This window comes from Rhizobium sp. 01N48, assembly GCF_056399145.1.
The window spans coordinates 502349-516509 of the sequence record NZ_JBFTQT010000001.1; the positions used below are offsets into that span (position 1 = coordinate 502349).

General features: G+C 59.9%; 17 protein-coding genes and 1 tRNA gene. 10 read left to right on the forward strand and 8 right to left on the reverse strand.

The window, feature by feature from the left end; translation table 11 throughout:
* Positions 1–12 precede the first annotated feature (12 nt).
* Positions 13–1344 (forward strand): NAD(P)/FAD-dependent oxidoreductase, encoded by a 1332-nt coding sequence (locus tag AC1DOG_RS02440; RefSeq protein ID WP_477926679.1) that lies wholly within the window; start codon positions 13–15, stop codon positions 1342–1344.
* 168 nt (positions 1345–1512) lie between these two features.
* Positions 1513–1869: a cupin domain-containing protein gene (locus tag AC1DOG_RS02445; protein WP_477926680.1), complete on the forward strand. Its 357-nt coding sequence runs from the start codon at positions 1513–1515 to the stop codon at positions 1867–1869.
* Positions 1870–1974: 105 nt separating this feature from the next.
* On the opposite strand, the gene AC1DOG_RS02450 is transcribed toward AC1DOG_RS02445, so the two are convergent.
* From AC1DOG_RS02450 to AC1DOG_RS02460, 3 genes are all read right to left on the reverse strand, one after another.
* Positions 1975–2049: transfer RNA gene (locus tag AC1DOG_RS02450), tRNA-Glu, on the reverse strand.
* Positions 2050–2245: 196 nt separating this feature from the next.
* Positions 2246–3322, reverse strand: coding sequence for a YcbK family protein (locus AC1DOG_RS02455; RefSeq protein WP_477926681.1), 1077 nt, complete (start codon positions 3320–3322; stop codon positions 2246–2248).
* A gap of 155 nt (positions 3323–3477) precedes the next feature.
* Positions 3478–3918, reverse strand: coding sequence for a VOC family protein (locus AC1DOG_RS02460; RefSeq protein ID WP_209190778.1), 441 nt, complete (start codon positions 3916–3918; stop codon positions 3478–3480).
* Positions 3919–4111: 193 nt separating this feature from the next.
* On the opposite strand from AC1DOG_RS02460, the gene AC1DOG_RS02465 reads away from it, so the two are divergent.
* Both AC1DOG_RS02465 and AC1DOG_RS02470 read left to right on the forward strand, forming a co-directional pair.
* Positions 4112–4690, forward strand: a complete 579-nt coding sequence (locus tag AC1DOG_RS02465; protein WP_018900358.1) for a cold-shock protein — start codon at positions 4112–4114, stop codon at positions 4688–4690.
* Positions 4690–5169: a DUF192 domain-containing protein gene (locus AC1DOG_RS02470; protein ID WP_477926682.1), complete on the forward strand. Its 480-nt coding sequence runs from the start codon at positions 4690–4692 to the stop codon at positions 5167–5169. Before AC1DOG_RS02465 ends, AC1DOG_RS02470 begins: the two co-directional genes overlap by 1 nt.
* A gap of 188 nt (positions 5170–5357) precedes the next feature.
* On the opposite strand, the gene AC1DOG_RS02475 is transcribed toward AC1DOG_RS02470, so the two are convergent.
* Complete coding sequence (locus AC1DOG_RS02475) at positions 5358–5582, reverse strand: alkylphosphonate utilization protein (protein WP_018900360.1); 225 nt, start codon at positions 5580–5582, stop codon at positions 5358–5360.
* 369 nt (positions 5583–5951) lie between these two features.
* On the opposite strand from AC1DOG_RS02475, the gene msrA reads away from it, so the two are divergent.
* The gene (gene msrA / locus AC1DOG_RS02480) at positions 5952–6464 is read left to right on the forward strand and encodes a peptide-methionine (S)-S-oxide reductase MsrA (protein WP_018900361.1); all 513 of its coding nucleotides are present in this window, start codon (positions 5952–5954) and stop codon (positions 6462–6464) included.
* A gap of 81 nt (positions 6465–6545) precedes the next feature.
* Here the strand turns inward: msrA and AC1DOG_RS02485 are convergent, their stop codons facing one another.
* Both AC1DOG_RS02485 and AC1DOG_RS02490 read right to left on the reverse strand, forming a co-directional pair.
* On the reverse strand, positions 6546–6920 hold the full coding sequence (locus AC1DOG_RS02485; protein ID WP_289726718.1) for a response regulator transcription factor: 375 nt from the start codon (positions 6918–6920) through the stop codon (positions 6546–6548).
* Between the two features lie 158 nt (positions 6921–7078).
* A complete protein-coding gene (locus AC1DOG_RS02490; RefSeq protein WP_477926683.1) occupies positions 7079–8659 on the reverse strand; it encodes a sensor histidine kinase in 1581 nt (526 codons plus the stop codon).
* A gap of 251 nt (positions 8660–8910) precedes the next feature.
* Here AC1DOG_RS02490 and fdhD point away from each other — a divergent pair, with 251 nt between their 5' ends.
* The 5 genes from fdhD to AC1DOG_RS02515 all read left to right on the forward strand — a co-directional run bounded on the left by fdhD (position 8911) and on the right by AC1DOG_RS02515 (position 11323).
* Complete coding sequence (gene fdhD / locus AC1DOG_RS02495) at positions 8911–9732, forward strand: formate dehydrogenase accessory sulfurtransferase FdhD (RefSeq protein WP_477926684.1); 822 nt, start codon at positions 8911–8913, stop codon at positions 9730–9732.
* 280 nt (positions 9733–10012) lie between these two features.
* Positions 10013–10174, forward strand: a complete 162-nt coding sequence (locus AC1DOG_RS02500; protein WP_162726938.1) for an SPRY domain-containing protein — start codon at positions 10013–10015, stop codon at positions 10172–10174.
* A 40-nt stretch (positions 10175–10214) separates the two neighbouring features.
* Positions 10215–10733: a Dps family protein gene (locus AC1DOG_RS02505; RefSeq protein WP_289726715.1), complete on the forward strand. Its 519-nt coding sequence runs from the start codon at positions 10215–10217 to the stop codon at positions 10731–10733.
* Between the two features lie 190 nt (positions 10734–10923).
* Positions 10924–11130, forward strand: a complete 207-nt coding sequence (locus AC1DOG_RS02510; protein ID WP_477926685.1) for a hypothetical protein — start codon at positions 10924–10926, stop codon at positions 11128–11130.
* Between the two features lie 10 nt (positions 11131–11140).
* Positions 11141–11323 carry a hypothetical protein gene (locus AC1DOG_RS02515; RefSeq protein WP_477926686.1) on the forward strand — a complete coding sequence of 61 codons (183 nt, stop codon included), beginning with the start codon at positions 11141–11143 and terminating at the stop codon, positions 11321–11323.
* A 239-nt stretch (positions 11324–11562) separates the two neighbouring features.
* Here the strand turns inward: AC1DOG_RS02515 and AC1DOG_RS02520 are convergent, their stop codons facing one another.
* Together AC1DOG_RS02520 and AC1DOG_RS02525 are read right to left on the reverse strand one after the other, a co-directional pair.
* On the reverse strand, positions 11563–12819 hold the full coding sequence (locus AC1DOG_RS02520) for a hypothetical protein (protein WP_477926687.1): 1257 nt from the start codon (positions 12817–12819) through the stop codon (positions 11563–11565).
* A 764-nt stretch (positions 12820–13583) separates the two neighbouring features.
* A complete protein-coding gene (locus AC1DOG_RS02525; RefSeq protein ID WP_477926688.1) occupies positions 13584–14027 on the reverse strand; it encodes a hypothetical protein in 444 nt (147 codons plus the stop codon).
* Positions 14028–14161 lie beyond the last annotated feature (134 nt).

Sequence of the window (14161 nt, forward strand, 5' to 3'; positions counted from 1 at the left end):
AGATATCCCCTTATGCCCGGTCCCTATGTCGTTCCCGTTCATGGCGATGAAACGCTTCCCGATGCCTGCGATGTCGTGGTGATCGGCGGCGGGATCGTCGGGTGCTCGACGGCGCTGGAGCTCGCCGAGCGTGGGCTGAAGGTCGTGTTGTGCGAGAAGGGCGGGATAGGGCAAGAGCAGTCCAGCCGCAACTGGGGCTGGGTGCGCATCTCGATGCGCGATCCGCGCGAGGTGCCGCTGATGGCCGAGGCGCTGCGCATATGGGACAATCTCGACGCCCGTACGGGCCGCGATACCGGCTTCAAGCGCGCCGGCATCATCTTTACCTGCGCCAACGAGAAGGAGCTGTCGGATCACGACCGCTGGCGCGCCAATCTCCAGGATTATCAGATTGACACGAGGATGCTGAGCGCCCGCGAGTTCGGCGATCTCTTTCCCGGCTCGAAGCTGCCCATGGCCGGCGCGCTCTATACGCCCGCAGACGGCCGCGCCGAGCCGCAGAAGGCGGCACCCGCGATTGCCGAAGCCGCGCGCGACAAGGGCGCCGCGATCCTCACCGCATGCGCGGTGCGCGGGATCGAGCTGGCTGCGGGCGCGGTCTGTGGCGTGGTGACGGAACGCGGGCCGATCGCCTGCCAGGCCGTGGTGCTCGCCGGTGGGGCATGGTCCAGCCTGTTTTCGGGCCGCTTCGGGATCGATCTTCCGCAGCTGAAGGTGATGAACAGCGTTCTGAGGACCAAGCCGCTCGAAGGCGGGCCGGAGCAGACGATCTGGGCCAACGACTTCGCCATCCGCAAGCGCCAGGACGGCGGATATACGGTGGCGTCGGGCTACGACAATATCGTCGACATCGTGCCGGCGTCGTTTCGCCATGCCATGGATTTTCTGCCGGCGCTACGCTCCGAATGGAAGGCGCTCTCCTTCAGGCTCGGCCTGCGCTTTCTCGACGAAGCCCGCATCCCGCGCCAGTGGTCGCTCGATGAGGCGAGCCCCTTCGAATATAACAGGGTGCTCGATCCCATTCCCTCCAAGCGCAAGCAGGACAAAGCGCTGGCCGAGCTGAAGGCCGCGTTTCCCATCTTCGAGAAGGCCGAGATCGCGCAGCGCTGGGCGGGCTATATCGACGTGACGCCTGACGCGGTGCCCGTCATCTCCAACGTCGAGACCATTCCCGGCTTCCACATCGCGACCGGCTTTTCCGGCCACGGCTTCGGCATCGCGCCGGCCGCCGGGCGGCTGATGGCCGATATCGTGACAGGCAGGGCGCCGATCGTCGATCCCAAGGCGTTCCGGCTGTCGCGGTTCAGCGATGGGTCGAAGATCGAGTTGATCAGCGGGGTTTGAGTGGGGGGGCGGCTTCTGGTCGCTTCACGCCACACGTAGATATTGCGCCTAAGTTTGCACAATCGTTCAAGACCCGGCTTCCATTCCCGTGTCATCCGCGGCAGACGTCGCGAAGAGATCATCGTCTCGATCGCGGACAAATGACGGAAATGGAATGAGGAAATGCAGATGCAGACAGTCAATCTCGATGAGAAGCTGGGCCAGTTTTCAAGTCACTGGGATCCGCACGTCATCGCCGACTACAACGAAAATGACGTGATGGTCGTCAAGTTCATCGGCAAATACCCTTTTCACAAGCATGACGCGACGGATGATTTTTTCTACGTCCTGGAAGGCGAAATGGAGATGGATATCGAAGGCGAGTCGCCTCACACGATCAAGGCCGGCGAGTTATTCGTTGTGCCCAAGGGGATTGTTCATCGCCCCCGAGCCAAGAACGAAGTCAAGGTTCTCTTGATCGAGCCCAAGGGAGAGCCAAACTCCGGTGATTCCGATCGTGAACCGGCTCCCAAGCCGCGCATCTGAGATATGGTGACGTCAGTGCGCCGAATGGCGTCATCGCCGGGCGCGCAAGATCATCGCGGCATTACTCGGACGAGCGTCAAGAAAATGTAATGAAATCAACCACGATGGCACGCCCTAGGGGAGTCGAACCCCTCTTCCCAGAATGAAAATCTGGTGTCCTAACCGATAGACGAAGGGCGCTTCCTTCGTGGTGGCGCCCTTATAATCAGGCACTTGGATTCCCGCAAGCGGCAAGAAGCGATTTTTTGCAAAAAAATGACAAGAAATGCCGGCGTGTGGAAAAACGCGCGTATTGCCTTGAAATCAAACGTCTAAACGCGAACGCCGCCCGTTGTCGGGGAGACAGCGGACGGCGGTGAGTGGTATGAGCTTGATATCAGAGCGCGCGCGCCACGGTAGCGGATGGCTGTCGGCCGCCGCAGCCCCAGTTCCAGTCGCGGTTGCGGCCGGTGTCGAGATGGATGGAATCGGTGTGGCAATAGGTGCCGACGCCGCCGCGGTCGGGCAGCGACCTGATATAGCTGGCGATATCCCATTTGGAGACGCCGTCGATCTGGATGTCGGCCGCGTCGCAGCTCATGTGCATCGATTCCTCGGCGCCGCCGACCATGCGGTTGTGTTCGGGATCGCGGTAGCCCGATGTGACGACCACAGGCTTGCCGAAATGGGTCTCGACCGCCTTGATCACCTTCAGAAGGTTCGGCTTGAAGCAGCCGACCTCGACCTTGTCGTTCTGCAGATGCAATCCGTTCGGCGCGACGCGGGTCATGCCGGGGAGTGATGCCTTCTTGATGAGGCCGGAGAGGCTGGTGAGGAGGTTCTGCTTCGGCGCGGCGTAGAGCGCGTTCATGCTCTGGCCGGGAAGGGAGCTTGTCGCCAGCGAGGCGGTCTGGACCGGATCGACCCTAGTGCTGGTGTTCTGCGACGATTGCTGCGGCTGCAGTGTTTGCTGCTGTGGTGCCTCCTCGACCGGCAGCTGGCTCGAATAGACGCTGGAGCGCGTTGCGCCGACGCCTGTCGATGGCTGCAGTGTGGTCGAGGTCGGGTTGTTCTGGATCTTCGGCTTGACGGAGAAGATGCTCATCGCCTGGGCGTTGATGCCGGTCGATTGCATGGCTAGGCCGCCGATATTGGCGGGGGCCATCGCTTCCGGCGTTGCCGATGCAGGCTGGCCCGGCGCTTGTGCCAGATTGGCGGCTTGCGCGCCGGGAGCATTGGCTATCCCGGAGACGTTGGTCATCCTGGGGTCGCGGTAGCCGGCCTGTTGGGCGCCAGCCGCTGTCGGGGCAGCGTTTGCGGCCGTCTGCTGATCTTGGGCGGGCGCGGGTTCGGCGGCTGCGGATGTGAGCGCGTCGACGGCGGGCTTGTCGGACACGCAGCCCGACAGCGCCAAGGCGGAGGCGGCGATCAGAAGTGCCGCCTTGATGGGCGTGCGCTTTTCAACAGCGAGCAAGCGAGCATTCTCCAAAATGAAGGCGAGGGGTGTGCAAAACGCACGTTTCCCCTCGAGTCATCCGGAGAGTGCCCGCAGCAAAGTTGTGCGGCAAGGACGATCCGGACGCAGTGGCCGGAAATCGAAAAAGCCGCAAGCCTCGCAAAAGCCTCGGCTTACCAGGCGCCGGTGTTGCCCATCGAAGCCCATGGTTCGGCCGCTTCGAGGCTGCCGCCCTTCTGCAGAATTTCGATCGAGATGCCGTCAGGCGAGCGCACGAAGGCCATGTGTCCATCGCGCGGCGGGCGGTTGATGGTGATGCCATTGTCCATCAGCTTCTGGCAGGTCGCGTAAATGTCGTCGACCTCATAGGCGAGGTGGCCGAAGTTGCGGCCGCCGGTGTAATCCTCGGGGTCCCAGTTGTAGGTCAGTTCCAGGCAGGGAGCGCCCTTGGCTGTTGCTTCGGCCTTGTCGCCGGGGGCTGCCAGGAACACGAGGGTGAAGCGACCCTTTTCATTTTCGATGCGGCGGGTTTCTTCGAGCCCGAACAGGGTCACGTAGAAATGGAGCGATGCATCGAGATCCTTCACGCGGACCATGGTGTGGAGATAACGCATTCTGTTTCCTCTTTAAATGCTGGCGCGCCCCTTATGCGGCGGAACGTCAGGTTCAGGCAAGACTAGGGGGTAAGATTGGCGGCTGCGAATAAACGAAAAGTAGGGCTTGCGCTAATCCGTTACCAACATGTTAATCTTGATCTCAAGAATCAGTTAACCGTAACAGTGTGACGCGTATTGAGGGGCTGGCGAAATGGCTGACAGGATTTCATCGACGGAATTCACTGACCTCGAACAACTCGCGGGCGATGCGGTTGACCTCATCGAAATCACCGGTGTCGTGAAGTGGTTCGACGTCGCGAAAGGCTTCGGTTTCATCGTGCCTGACAATGGTATGCAGGACGTTCTTCTGCACGTGACCTGCCTGCGCCGCGACGGTTATCAGACCATCCTCGAAGGCACGCGTATCGTCGCGCTCATTCAGCGCCGAGATCGTGGGTATCAGGCATTCAAGATTCTCTCCATGGACCAGTCGACGGCGGTTCATCCGTCGCAGCTGCCGCCGGTGCGCACGCATGTGCAGGTCACGGCGACGAGCGGTCTGGAACGCGCGCTGGTCAAGTGGTTCAACCGCACCAAGGGTTTCGGCTTCCTGACGCGCGGCGAGGGAACCGAGGATATTTTCGTGCATATGGAGACGCTGCGTCGCTTCGGACTTACCGAGCTTCGTCCCGGCCAGGTTGTGCTCGTTCGCTTCGGTGATGGCGACAAGGGTCTGATGGCCGCCGAAATCCATCCGGATGCGCCGACCCCTGTGAGCCGGGCGCACTGATGAACATGGTTTCGCACCGGATCAGAAGCGCCTTTTTGGCGCTTTTTTTCATGCTGGCGCTGCCGGCGTTCGCCCAGTCCGTCGTCAAGTTCGACAAGGAGCCGCTGGTCATCGAGACGACGGCAGGACAGAAGTACAACTTTACCGTTGAGATTGCCGATACCAACGAGCAGCGGCAGCGCGGGCTGATGTACCGTCAGGACATGTCCGCCGACGCGGGCATGATCTTCGACTTCGGCGCGTCGAAGCGGGTGCAGATGTGGATGGAAAACACCGTTCTGCCGCTCGACATGCTGTTCGTCGATCGGGCGGGTATCGTTCGCGGCGTCAAGCAGAATGCGGTGCCGTATTCCCGCGATATCATCGATTCGGTGAGCCCGGTGAAATACGTGATCGAGCTCAATGCGGGTGCTGCAGTCAAGCTCGGCCTCAAGGCGGGCGACCGCGTCACCAGCCCGACGATCACCAAGTACAAGTAGCCTCGGGTCGGCTCCCGCTTCTTCCTTTCGCGCATAAAAAAGGCTCGTCCCGCGGTATCGCCAGGACGAGCCAAGTTGTACGGTTATGAGCGACGTGCAAGAAGCTCATGTGGCTACAATAGCGCCGCGATAGGTTGTCACCTTGATCTGCATCAAACGTTGCGATCCGGCACACATATCACTGCTGCCTACGCCTTTTTGAGGAACTCCGTCTTCAGTACCAGGCCTTTGACCTGCTTGGTGTTGCATTCCACTTCACCGGGGTTTCCGTTGAGGCGGATGTTCTTCACCAGCGTTCCTCGCTTGATGGTTTCCGATGTGCCCTTGACCTTCAGGTCCTTGATGAGCGTGACGGAATCGCCGTCGTTAAGCTCGGCGCCGTTGCTGTCTCTTACAATTGGTTCGTCGGTCATTGTGATCTCGCTTTTCTAAATTGCTTGTTGGATATGAGGGATATGGCGCGCCTGCGGTTCCCGTAACGTGATACACATCACGTTGGGGTATCGAGCCTGCGCCACGCAGCCAATGATGCTTCCCTAGAGGCTGGAGCCGTCAAAGTAAAATCAATTGGTTGGACACTGTCTCTCATCAGCGCTCGCTGATTGTCCCGTTGCTGATATGAGCGCGCCGATCATGTTGGACTGGCAAAGGTGACGTCGAATCCCTATCTGTAGGGTACGCGGCGAGTTGCCTTGCAGGCGGCTCAGGCAGGATGGGCGGAAACATCAGGACTGCCGCCCGACGAAAATTCCGTAATGAACCTCAGGGAATGGAGATATTCGATGACTATCGAACGCGCAGTGCTTGCAGGCGGTTGTTTCTGGGGGATGCAGGATCTGATCAGGCGTATGCCGGGTGTCGAGACCACGCGCGTGGGCTACACCGGCGGCGAGGTCGCCAATGCGACCTATCGTAATCACGGCAATCACGCCGAGGCGATCGAAATCCTCTTCGATCCCGCCAAGACCAGCTATCGCGACATTCTGGAATTCTTCTTCCAGATCCACGATCCGTCGACGCCCAATCGCCAGGGCAACGATCTCGGCCCCAGCTACCGTTCGGCCATCTACTACGCCAATGACGAGCAGAAGCGCGTTGCCGAAGACACGATCGCCGATGTCGACGCATCCGGCCTGTGGCCGGGCAAGGTGGTGACCGAGCTCGCCCCGGTCAGCGATTTCTGGGAGGCCGAGCCGGAACATCAGGACTATCTGGAACGGATTCCGAATGGCTATACCTGCCACTTCGTCCGTCCAGGCTGGAAGCTGCCGAAGCGGCAATCTTCCGCGGCTTGAACGAGAGCCACTTCTTCATGACGCCAGGTCGAAAGACCTGGCGTTTTGCGTTTGCGGGCGCGCATGGCGCTGCCGCCTCGGTCAGTTCCGTTGTTGAAGTGCCGATTCAAGACAGGCGAGTAGATGCTTGATATCGACAGGCTTGCCGAGAACGGCAAAGGCGCCGCCGTCGAGTGCTGCCGACCGGGTTCGCTCGTCGCGATAGGACGTCATGAAGATGATCGGCGGCCTAGGTGGCGCCTTGTTCAGTTCGGCCTGCAGTTCGATGCCGCTTAGTCCGGGCATGGAGACGTCGAGGAGCATGCAGTCGATCGCGGCGCGATCTTGGTATGCCAGAAACTCTTCGGCGTTTGCGAACAGCAGGCTCCGGTAGCCGCAGGACAGGACGAGATCGTCGAGCGCCTCCCGGATGGCTTGGTCGTCGTCGACGATGGCGATGGTGGAAATTTGGGGCAAGTGGGGGTGACCTTGACGTGGTATTGCCGGACTTGGCTATTCCGGACTCGGGAATGCTTGCTTGTTTTTGCCAATATGCGCCCCGACGCTGCGAAACGGTATCATACATGGGTCTAGGTTGCTCACCTGCGCCGAGCGTTGGCCAAGCGCACAACCGGTCACAGATGCGGATCCTCGATCGGCAAGGTCATCTTGAACACTGCGCCGCCATCGGGATGATTGAAGCCGTCGAGCTTGCCGCCCCGGCTTTCCAGCGTGCTGCGGCAGATCGACAAGCCCATTCCGAGCCCCTCGGCCTTGGTGGTGTAGAAGGGGGTGAAGAGCTTCTCCATCCCCTCTGGGCTGATCCCTGGTCCGCTGTCCTTCACCGACACACCGACCATGCCATCGACCGGCTGGATTTCGACGACGATCTCGCGAACGGGGCATTTTGCGCCGTTGATCGCCTGGATGGCGTTGGTCATGAGGTTGATCATGACCTGCTGGATTTCCACACGCACGCTCTTGACCCGTGGCACGTCTGCGCCCGGGCGAACGGTGACAGTGATGCCGTCGCGTTTCAGGTCGTGCTCGACCAGCGAGTGGGTTTCGTCGATTAGCGTCGCGAGGTCGATCCACTCGGCCTTGCTTTCCTGCTGGGTGAGGAGGTTGCGGGTGTTGTGGATGATGTCGCTGGCGCGCTGGCCGTCTCGAATGATGCGTTCGGCGGAACGGCGGATCGCCGAGAGATCCGGCGGGTCGCGATCCAGCCAGCGGAGTAGCGTCTGCGCGTTGACGGCGATGGCGCCGAGCGGCTGGTTCAGTTCATGTGCGAGCGAAGCGGAGAGGGCGCCGATGGTGGCGGCTTTCGATGCCTTGGCGAATTCGGCGCGCGCCTCCACCAGAGCGGCTTCCGTCATCTCGCGCTGGGTGATGTCGACCATGCCGACGACCACGCGGTTGAACGCGGCGATGTCTTCGGGAAAACTGATGCTCAAAAGCACCTGCTTGATTTCGCCGCTGTCGGTCGTGATCGTGCCCTTTCCTTCGAAATAGGACTGGCCGTTGAAGATGGCATTCATCACGTGCAGAAACGTCTGATCTCCGGCCGCGATGAAATGGACCATCGAATTGCTCACCTTGCCTGCGGAGGTGGTGCCCAGAAGCTCCCGGGCTGCCTCATTCGCCGCAACGGTACGCAGCAGGCCGATGCAATCATCGATCACTTCGGGATGTCGGCGGGCATGCTCTTCCAGATCGGAGACGCCGGACGCCTTCAAGCCCATCAGGTGGGTGCGCAGCTGCGAATAATCCCGCTCCCAGAGCGCCACGCGGGCGCCGTCGAAGATCGAGCGGTAGCGGGCTTCGCTTTCACGAATCTCGGCATTTCTCGCAATCAGCTCGTCGCGAAAGGCGTCGTTTCGCAAAAGTAGCGCCATGGTGATGGTCAGCGCTGCCAAGGACACGGCCAGGCGGATGAAGGTTTGCAGATCGGGGTCCGGTCCGTGGGTCAGGAAATAGGACAGGATCGTCAGGAAGATGCAGCCGGCCAGCGCCAGCAGCAGCCCCATGCGGGTCAGGACTTCCGAAGAAAGCAGAAGAACGATGACATAAAGCACGGCAATCGCGCCTTCGATCTCGGTGAAGGTGTCGATCGTGAAGACGGCCACCATCAGAAATGCCGCGATCAGCGCTACGGTGATGCGATGGCTCCCGCCGCCGCGTTGATTGAACAGCACACCGGCTCGCTCCGCACTCATGATATGATCCCCATCTACCTTGGCGCGCATGATAGTGATCGCGGCCGTCATTCTAACCTATACATAGGTGTCGTTTACGCAAAAGGTGGTTTTGTCTTTTGTTTCAAGCGATTGACCGTATTCGCAACCGACCCGGCTGGTGCTGGCCGCAGGCTGTCGTTCTTTGACGAGGACAGACCGGCCGGTCCGGGCCTATAATGCCTGTCGAGCGGTCCACTATCCGGAGGCCGCGTTGTTCAGGGAAGAGCAGAGTGAATATCAGTTTCGTCGATAGCCGAGCGAGCCATGAAGCGGTGCAGACGATCGCCTTTCGGGGTGGGGTTGCAGCGCCCGCGGCACGCAGCGTTCCCGAGGAAGTGGCGATCGCCTTTTCCTACGGTGGCAGTTCGCATGCGGTGATGATGGCGACGCCGGATGATCTCGTCGATTTTGCCGTTGGCTTCAGCCTCACCGAGGGGCTGATAGACACGGTCTCGCAGATCGAGGCGATCGAGATCGTTCAGGACAAGGTTGGCATCGACGTGCAGATCGCGCTTGTCGACGATGTCGAGGAGAAGCTGCGCGCGCGCCGGCGGCACATGATGGGGCCGGTCGGTTGCGGGCTCTGCGGCATCGAATCGCTAGAGCAGGCCGTGCGCACGGTTCGGCCGGTGTTGTCTTCCGATCTCACGGTCACGCCGGATGATGTCGCGCGCGCGGTGGCGAGCCTCGGCGATCACCAGCAGCTCAACCACAAGACCCGCGCAGTGCATGGCGCCGGGTTTTTCGTGCCGGGGAGCGGGCTTCTAGCAGTGCGCGAGGATGTCGGCCGGCACAACGCGCTGGACAAGCTCTGCGGCGCCGTCGTCGGCTCGGGCGTTTCGGGTGGCAGCGGTGCGGTTGTCGTGACCAGCCGGCTTTCGATCGAGATGATCCAGAAAGCCGGGTTCCTCGGCAGCCCGATCCTGATCGCCATCTCGGCGCCGACGGCCTATGCCATTCGCACCGCCGAGGAGGCCGGGATCACCATGATCGCCGTTGCGCGCGGAGAGGATTTCGAGATCTTCACGCATCCACACCGGGTGGTTTTCTAAGCGTAACCCAAAAAAGGAAAGACCGCCCCGGGGTAGGGGGCGGTCTCTGGCGGATCGAGGGGGAGCGATCCGCGTCTTCGATGCGGGGGCGGGATCGAAGACATGTAGCGTCTGGCGCTACCGCCTCACGGAGGGGACGTGAGGCACGAGAAGAAACTAGCCCGTTCCCATCCGCTCCATAACTATACTTAGGTTTGGTCCGACTAGACGACCATAGAATAGGCCGACCGAAGAAGGCAGCCTAAGCTTCAGCCACATTCACCGGACTGGAGCCGATCCCATGTCGTCGTTCAAGAAGCCATTCTCCCTAGCTGCCAAACAACCTGGAACCAGCCCGCCGGCGCAGCTGCCCGACGAGAAGCGGCCGCGGCGGATCGCGATCACCGTCGATCACGACGAGACGCGCCTGCCGATCTCGCTGATAGCCTCGACCATCCACTGATCCCACCCCATTCACATCCCATCATCAGGAGACACCGACCATGACATATCAACCCGCATCCAAGATCCAGCGTGCAGCGCTCGCCACCCCGACCGATCTTTCTTCGAACGCTACGACCGATATCGCGGCGGCGCTGACGGCGCTGCTTGCCGACGTGTTCGTGCTCTACATGAAGACGAAGAATTTTCACTGGCACATGTCCGGCCCGCACTTTCGCGACTATCACCTGATGCTGGACGAGCAGGGCGAGCAGATCTTCGCCATGACCGACGACATCGCCGAGCGCGCCCGCAAGATCGGCGGCACGACACTGCGCTCCATCGGCCACATCGGGCGCCTGCAACGGCTGCTCGACAACGATGCTGATTACGTGACGCCGGAGGACATGCTTGCCGAGCTGCGCGACGACAACAAGCAGCTCGTGGGCCTGATGCGCCAGCTGCACGAGCTGACATCCGAGCATAACGACGTCGCGACGACGAGCCTCCTGGAAAACTGGATCGACGAAGGCGAACGCCGCGCATGGTTCCTGTTCGAGAGCACGCGCCGCGGCGCGTAAGCTGAAGCGATTTCCCGACGCCAACCATCCCTGGTCTTGCCGGTCGGGGATGGTTTTTTGATTCGTGGCGCCGGAGCTCTCGGGGCGGACATGCCACATACCTTGGTATGGTTGCAGCTACACCCCAATAGGATTTCGAGATCGCCGGCCCCGTCCTAGGCTGCGTTCATAAAACGAAAGGGGATGCGCCATGACCACCCAGGCATTTCGCGACGGCGCGGCAAGCCAGCCTGTATCCGGGCAGATACGGCCATTTCCCTCGATGCCACTGGAAGCGCTGCTCGATGCGGATCCGGATGCGTCGCTCTGGGAACGTCTCTACTGGCAGTTCACGTTGCCGCCGTTCCTGTCCATGGCGCTCAGCGGCTTGAGTGAGGACTGTGGTGGACAGACATAAGGAGGAAACGGTGATGACGAACGAATGCAAGCCGCTTGTCGAGGTATCAATTCAAAGGGACGGGTCGCGGATTCCGCTTGGGATCATGAATGTCGCGCAAGCGCTCGAGCTGCCGCATCGTCACGACTTCGTCTTTGTCCATCTCGCGGGCAAGGCCGACGGTTCTCTTGGCGGGTTACTGCAAAGCCGGTAGCGACGCGCTCCGCAGCTCTCACAAGGCATTTGCCTTGCTAGATATATCGATCAAATTTTCAGGGAAATTTACCAGCTATTTCAGCGTGGTGATGATGGTCGGAGTGGAGAGATTCGAACTCCCGACCCTCTGGTCCCAAACCGCACTCTTGGCGGCAAACATCCCAGAAACTCTGGAATTCTCCCTTAGAACATTTGAGAACAGCCGGAGAACAATCCAGAACTTCTCCCACAGTGCTCTCACAGTTTCCCGCCGTCAATCACCCTGACCTTGCCATCTGCTTGGGTGGTCGGAGCGAAGAGATTTCGCTTGGTGAACTTCTGCAGTTTGGCGATGATTTCTTCGGTCGCGCGCATTGGCTCCTCGAGATAATCCGGGTCAAACTTTTCATACCAGTCGGTGGTGGTCGATCCCTCACTGACCTTGTGGCCTAGCCACTTCGAACGCTGCTCCCTGGATACCGGGAAAGACGCACGGCGCATGTTGGTCGCCATGAAGTGCCGCAGCGTATAGCATGTCATCTCCGGCATGCCGAGACCGATATCGGTCACTTCCCCCTCATCGTCCAGCGTTGGCTTGCCGAGCTTGTTCAGGCGCTTCTCTACGGTGTCCTGGTACTGGCCAACTGGCTTGTCGTCCTTCCAGTGGTCGAACCATGCGGCCAGGTTCGTTGTCACGCGAATGACCGGGCGGCGCTTCTTCGTCTGCCTCCTGCCGACAGGATTCAGGTCTAGGGTTCCGAACTCGGCGTTTCGCTGCCTCGACAGCCTCAGGTCGAAAATGGCTTCGTTTCGGGCGCAGGTGTTCAGCATGATCATCACGAACCGGAAGTCAGCATCTTCCTCGATCGCATCGATCCATTTGCCGAGTTCGGCAAAGGTTGGGATATATTCCCTGGGCTTCGACATCTCGCCGCCGATGTGCTCAGCGATCTCTGCCTGATTGCAGAAGACGGTGACAGGGGCGTCTAACAGTTGGGTCTCTACCTGCTCGCCTGCAATGGTGATGAGCTGCGGCACTGAGGCGTAGTGGACGGCGGCGCGCACGGCGATCATGTATGTCATGATTGATTTCGCCGACAGGCCACTCTCGGCGGCCATATGAGCCCAGACGCGACGCTGATTGAGCCGGGTGAGGTCCGAAACCCTTGGCGCTCCCATAAACGACTGGAATGCGGTGTAGACGAGCTCGGAAGCCCGCCGTACAGCCGCCATCTGTTTATAGCCCTTGGGCTCCGCATAGTGGTCCTGATAATGCTTCAGGACGGCGAAGAGATAGACCTCTCGCGGGTCTCGGCTCGACGGGGCTGGGGCGCCGAGGATGTCGACGAGCTCTTCCTTCGCTGCTTCGAGATCGACTGCAGCCAGAGCTTTTCGCTTAACGCGTCCGCTTCCGTCATCGTACCAGTAGCGATAGAAACCGGCTCGGCCGGCTTCGACGCCGATCCATTGGTCTTTGTACTGCCAAAGGCCTTTTGGTCCTCTGTCTCTTCGCATGCCATTTCCCTGTTCAAAGCGCCCGATAGGTCCGACTTCGGATAGACCGTCTTGCCGTCTTTCCCCTTAAAGCACCGAATGGACTTCTCGCGAAGCCACCGATTCAAGATCTGGGCGCTGAGGAAAGGGTACTGCTCAAGCACCTGATCGTGCGAAATCAGGTCATCGATGGAGATGGGGGTAAACTCTGTTCCCATGTTATCCCCGCTTTCCACTGCCATCGTCCACAGGCTCGGCGCCCGCCGACCTCTGAACGGGCGATGGGTAGCCATTGGTCATATAAATTCGTTTGACTTGCCCCGGTGGCGAGCGCCTCGTGAGTAGGAGATTGAACGACGAGCGACTAGGGAGGCCGCTTGATCGCCGCTTTGATCTCGACAGAAAGCGAGCGGCTTTATGGACGCCTGGATCGCAACTCAGAACATCAAACGCTACCGCCAAATTTTGCTCACTGAAACTGAACCCCAAAAGAGGAAACTTCTTCGGGGCCTGATTGAAAGCGAGATAGAGAAACTTCGGAAGTCCGAATTTCCGCGAATGCCTACCAAGCACTAGTTTTTCATTCGATCGTCGGAGACCGGGGACATGCGAACAAATATCCTTGTTGTCGCGGCCACGGCCTTCGTCGTCTGCGTAAGCGGCGCAGCATGGTGGGAGCTTTATCGCTTTGTGGAGATTTATCTTTGGTAAGGGTGCACGCGTAGCAATTTGATGCCTTCGGTCAACGCTCCCTCTACGTGCAGATGGGGTGAGTTTTATCAAGTTCATTCCCCGCCATCCATAGGAGAGGGCAGAGCGGCGCGGATCTTTTGCCGAGCTAGATCAAAAGAGGCGTGATACCAGCTTTCCCAATCCTCATCTTCTTCCGGCTGCATCTCGGCAAAATCATCAAGGATACCAAGGATGCGTTGATGCCTATCGCCCCCAACTGAAAGAGGCGCGGCGTACAGCTTCGTGCCGATAGGTAAAGTGCGGAGAGCTTCGAAGAACTTGATGTCCCGTCCGAAGATCAATTCGGCGGCTGGAGATGTTGCTTCGACTATCTCAGCGACCGGATCGCTCCCCACCACATTAGTATGGGGTGATGGGGCCTCATGTCGCTTGATGGCGGCATAGATATCCTCGATGACAGATGCGTCCTCGATAGCCCCGTCGAAAACCTCGTCCACGATCTTGCCTAGAAGCTCGCGGCTGATTGCGTCGCTCATATCACTTGCCTTTCTGCTGGGGAGGGGAGAGGTCAGGCAGCAGATCAAGAAGCCTCTGCCGAACCTCTGATGCGGTAGGCCTTCTTAGGCCTGTCTCTTCCCGCCAAAAGCTCAGTCGAAACTCGACAGGAGTA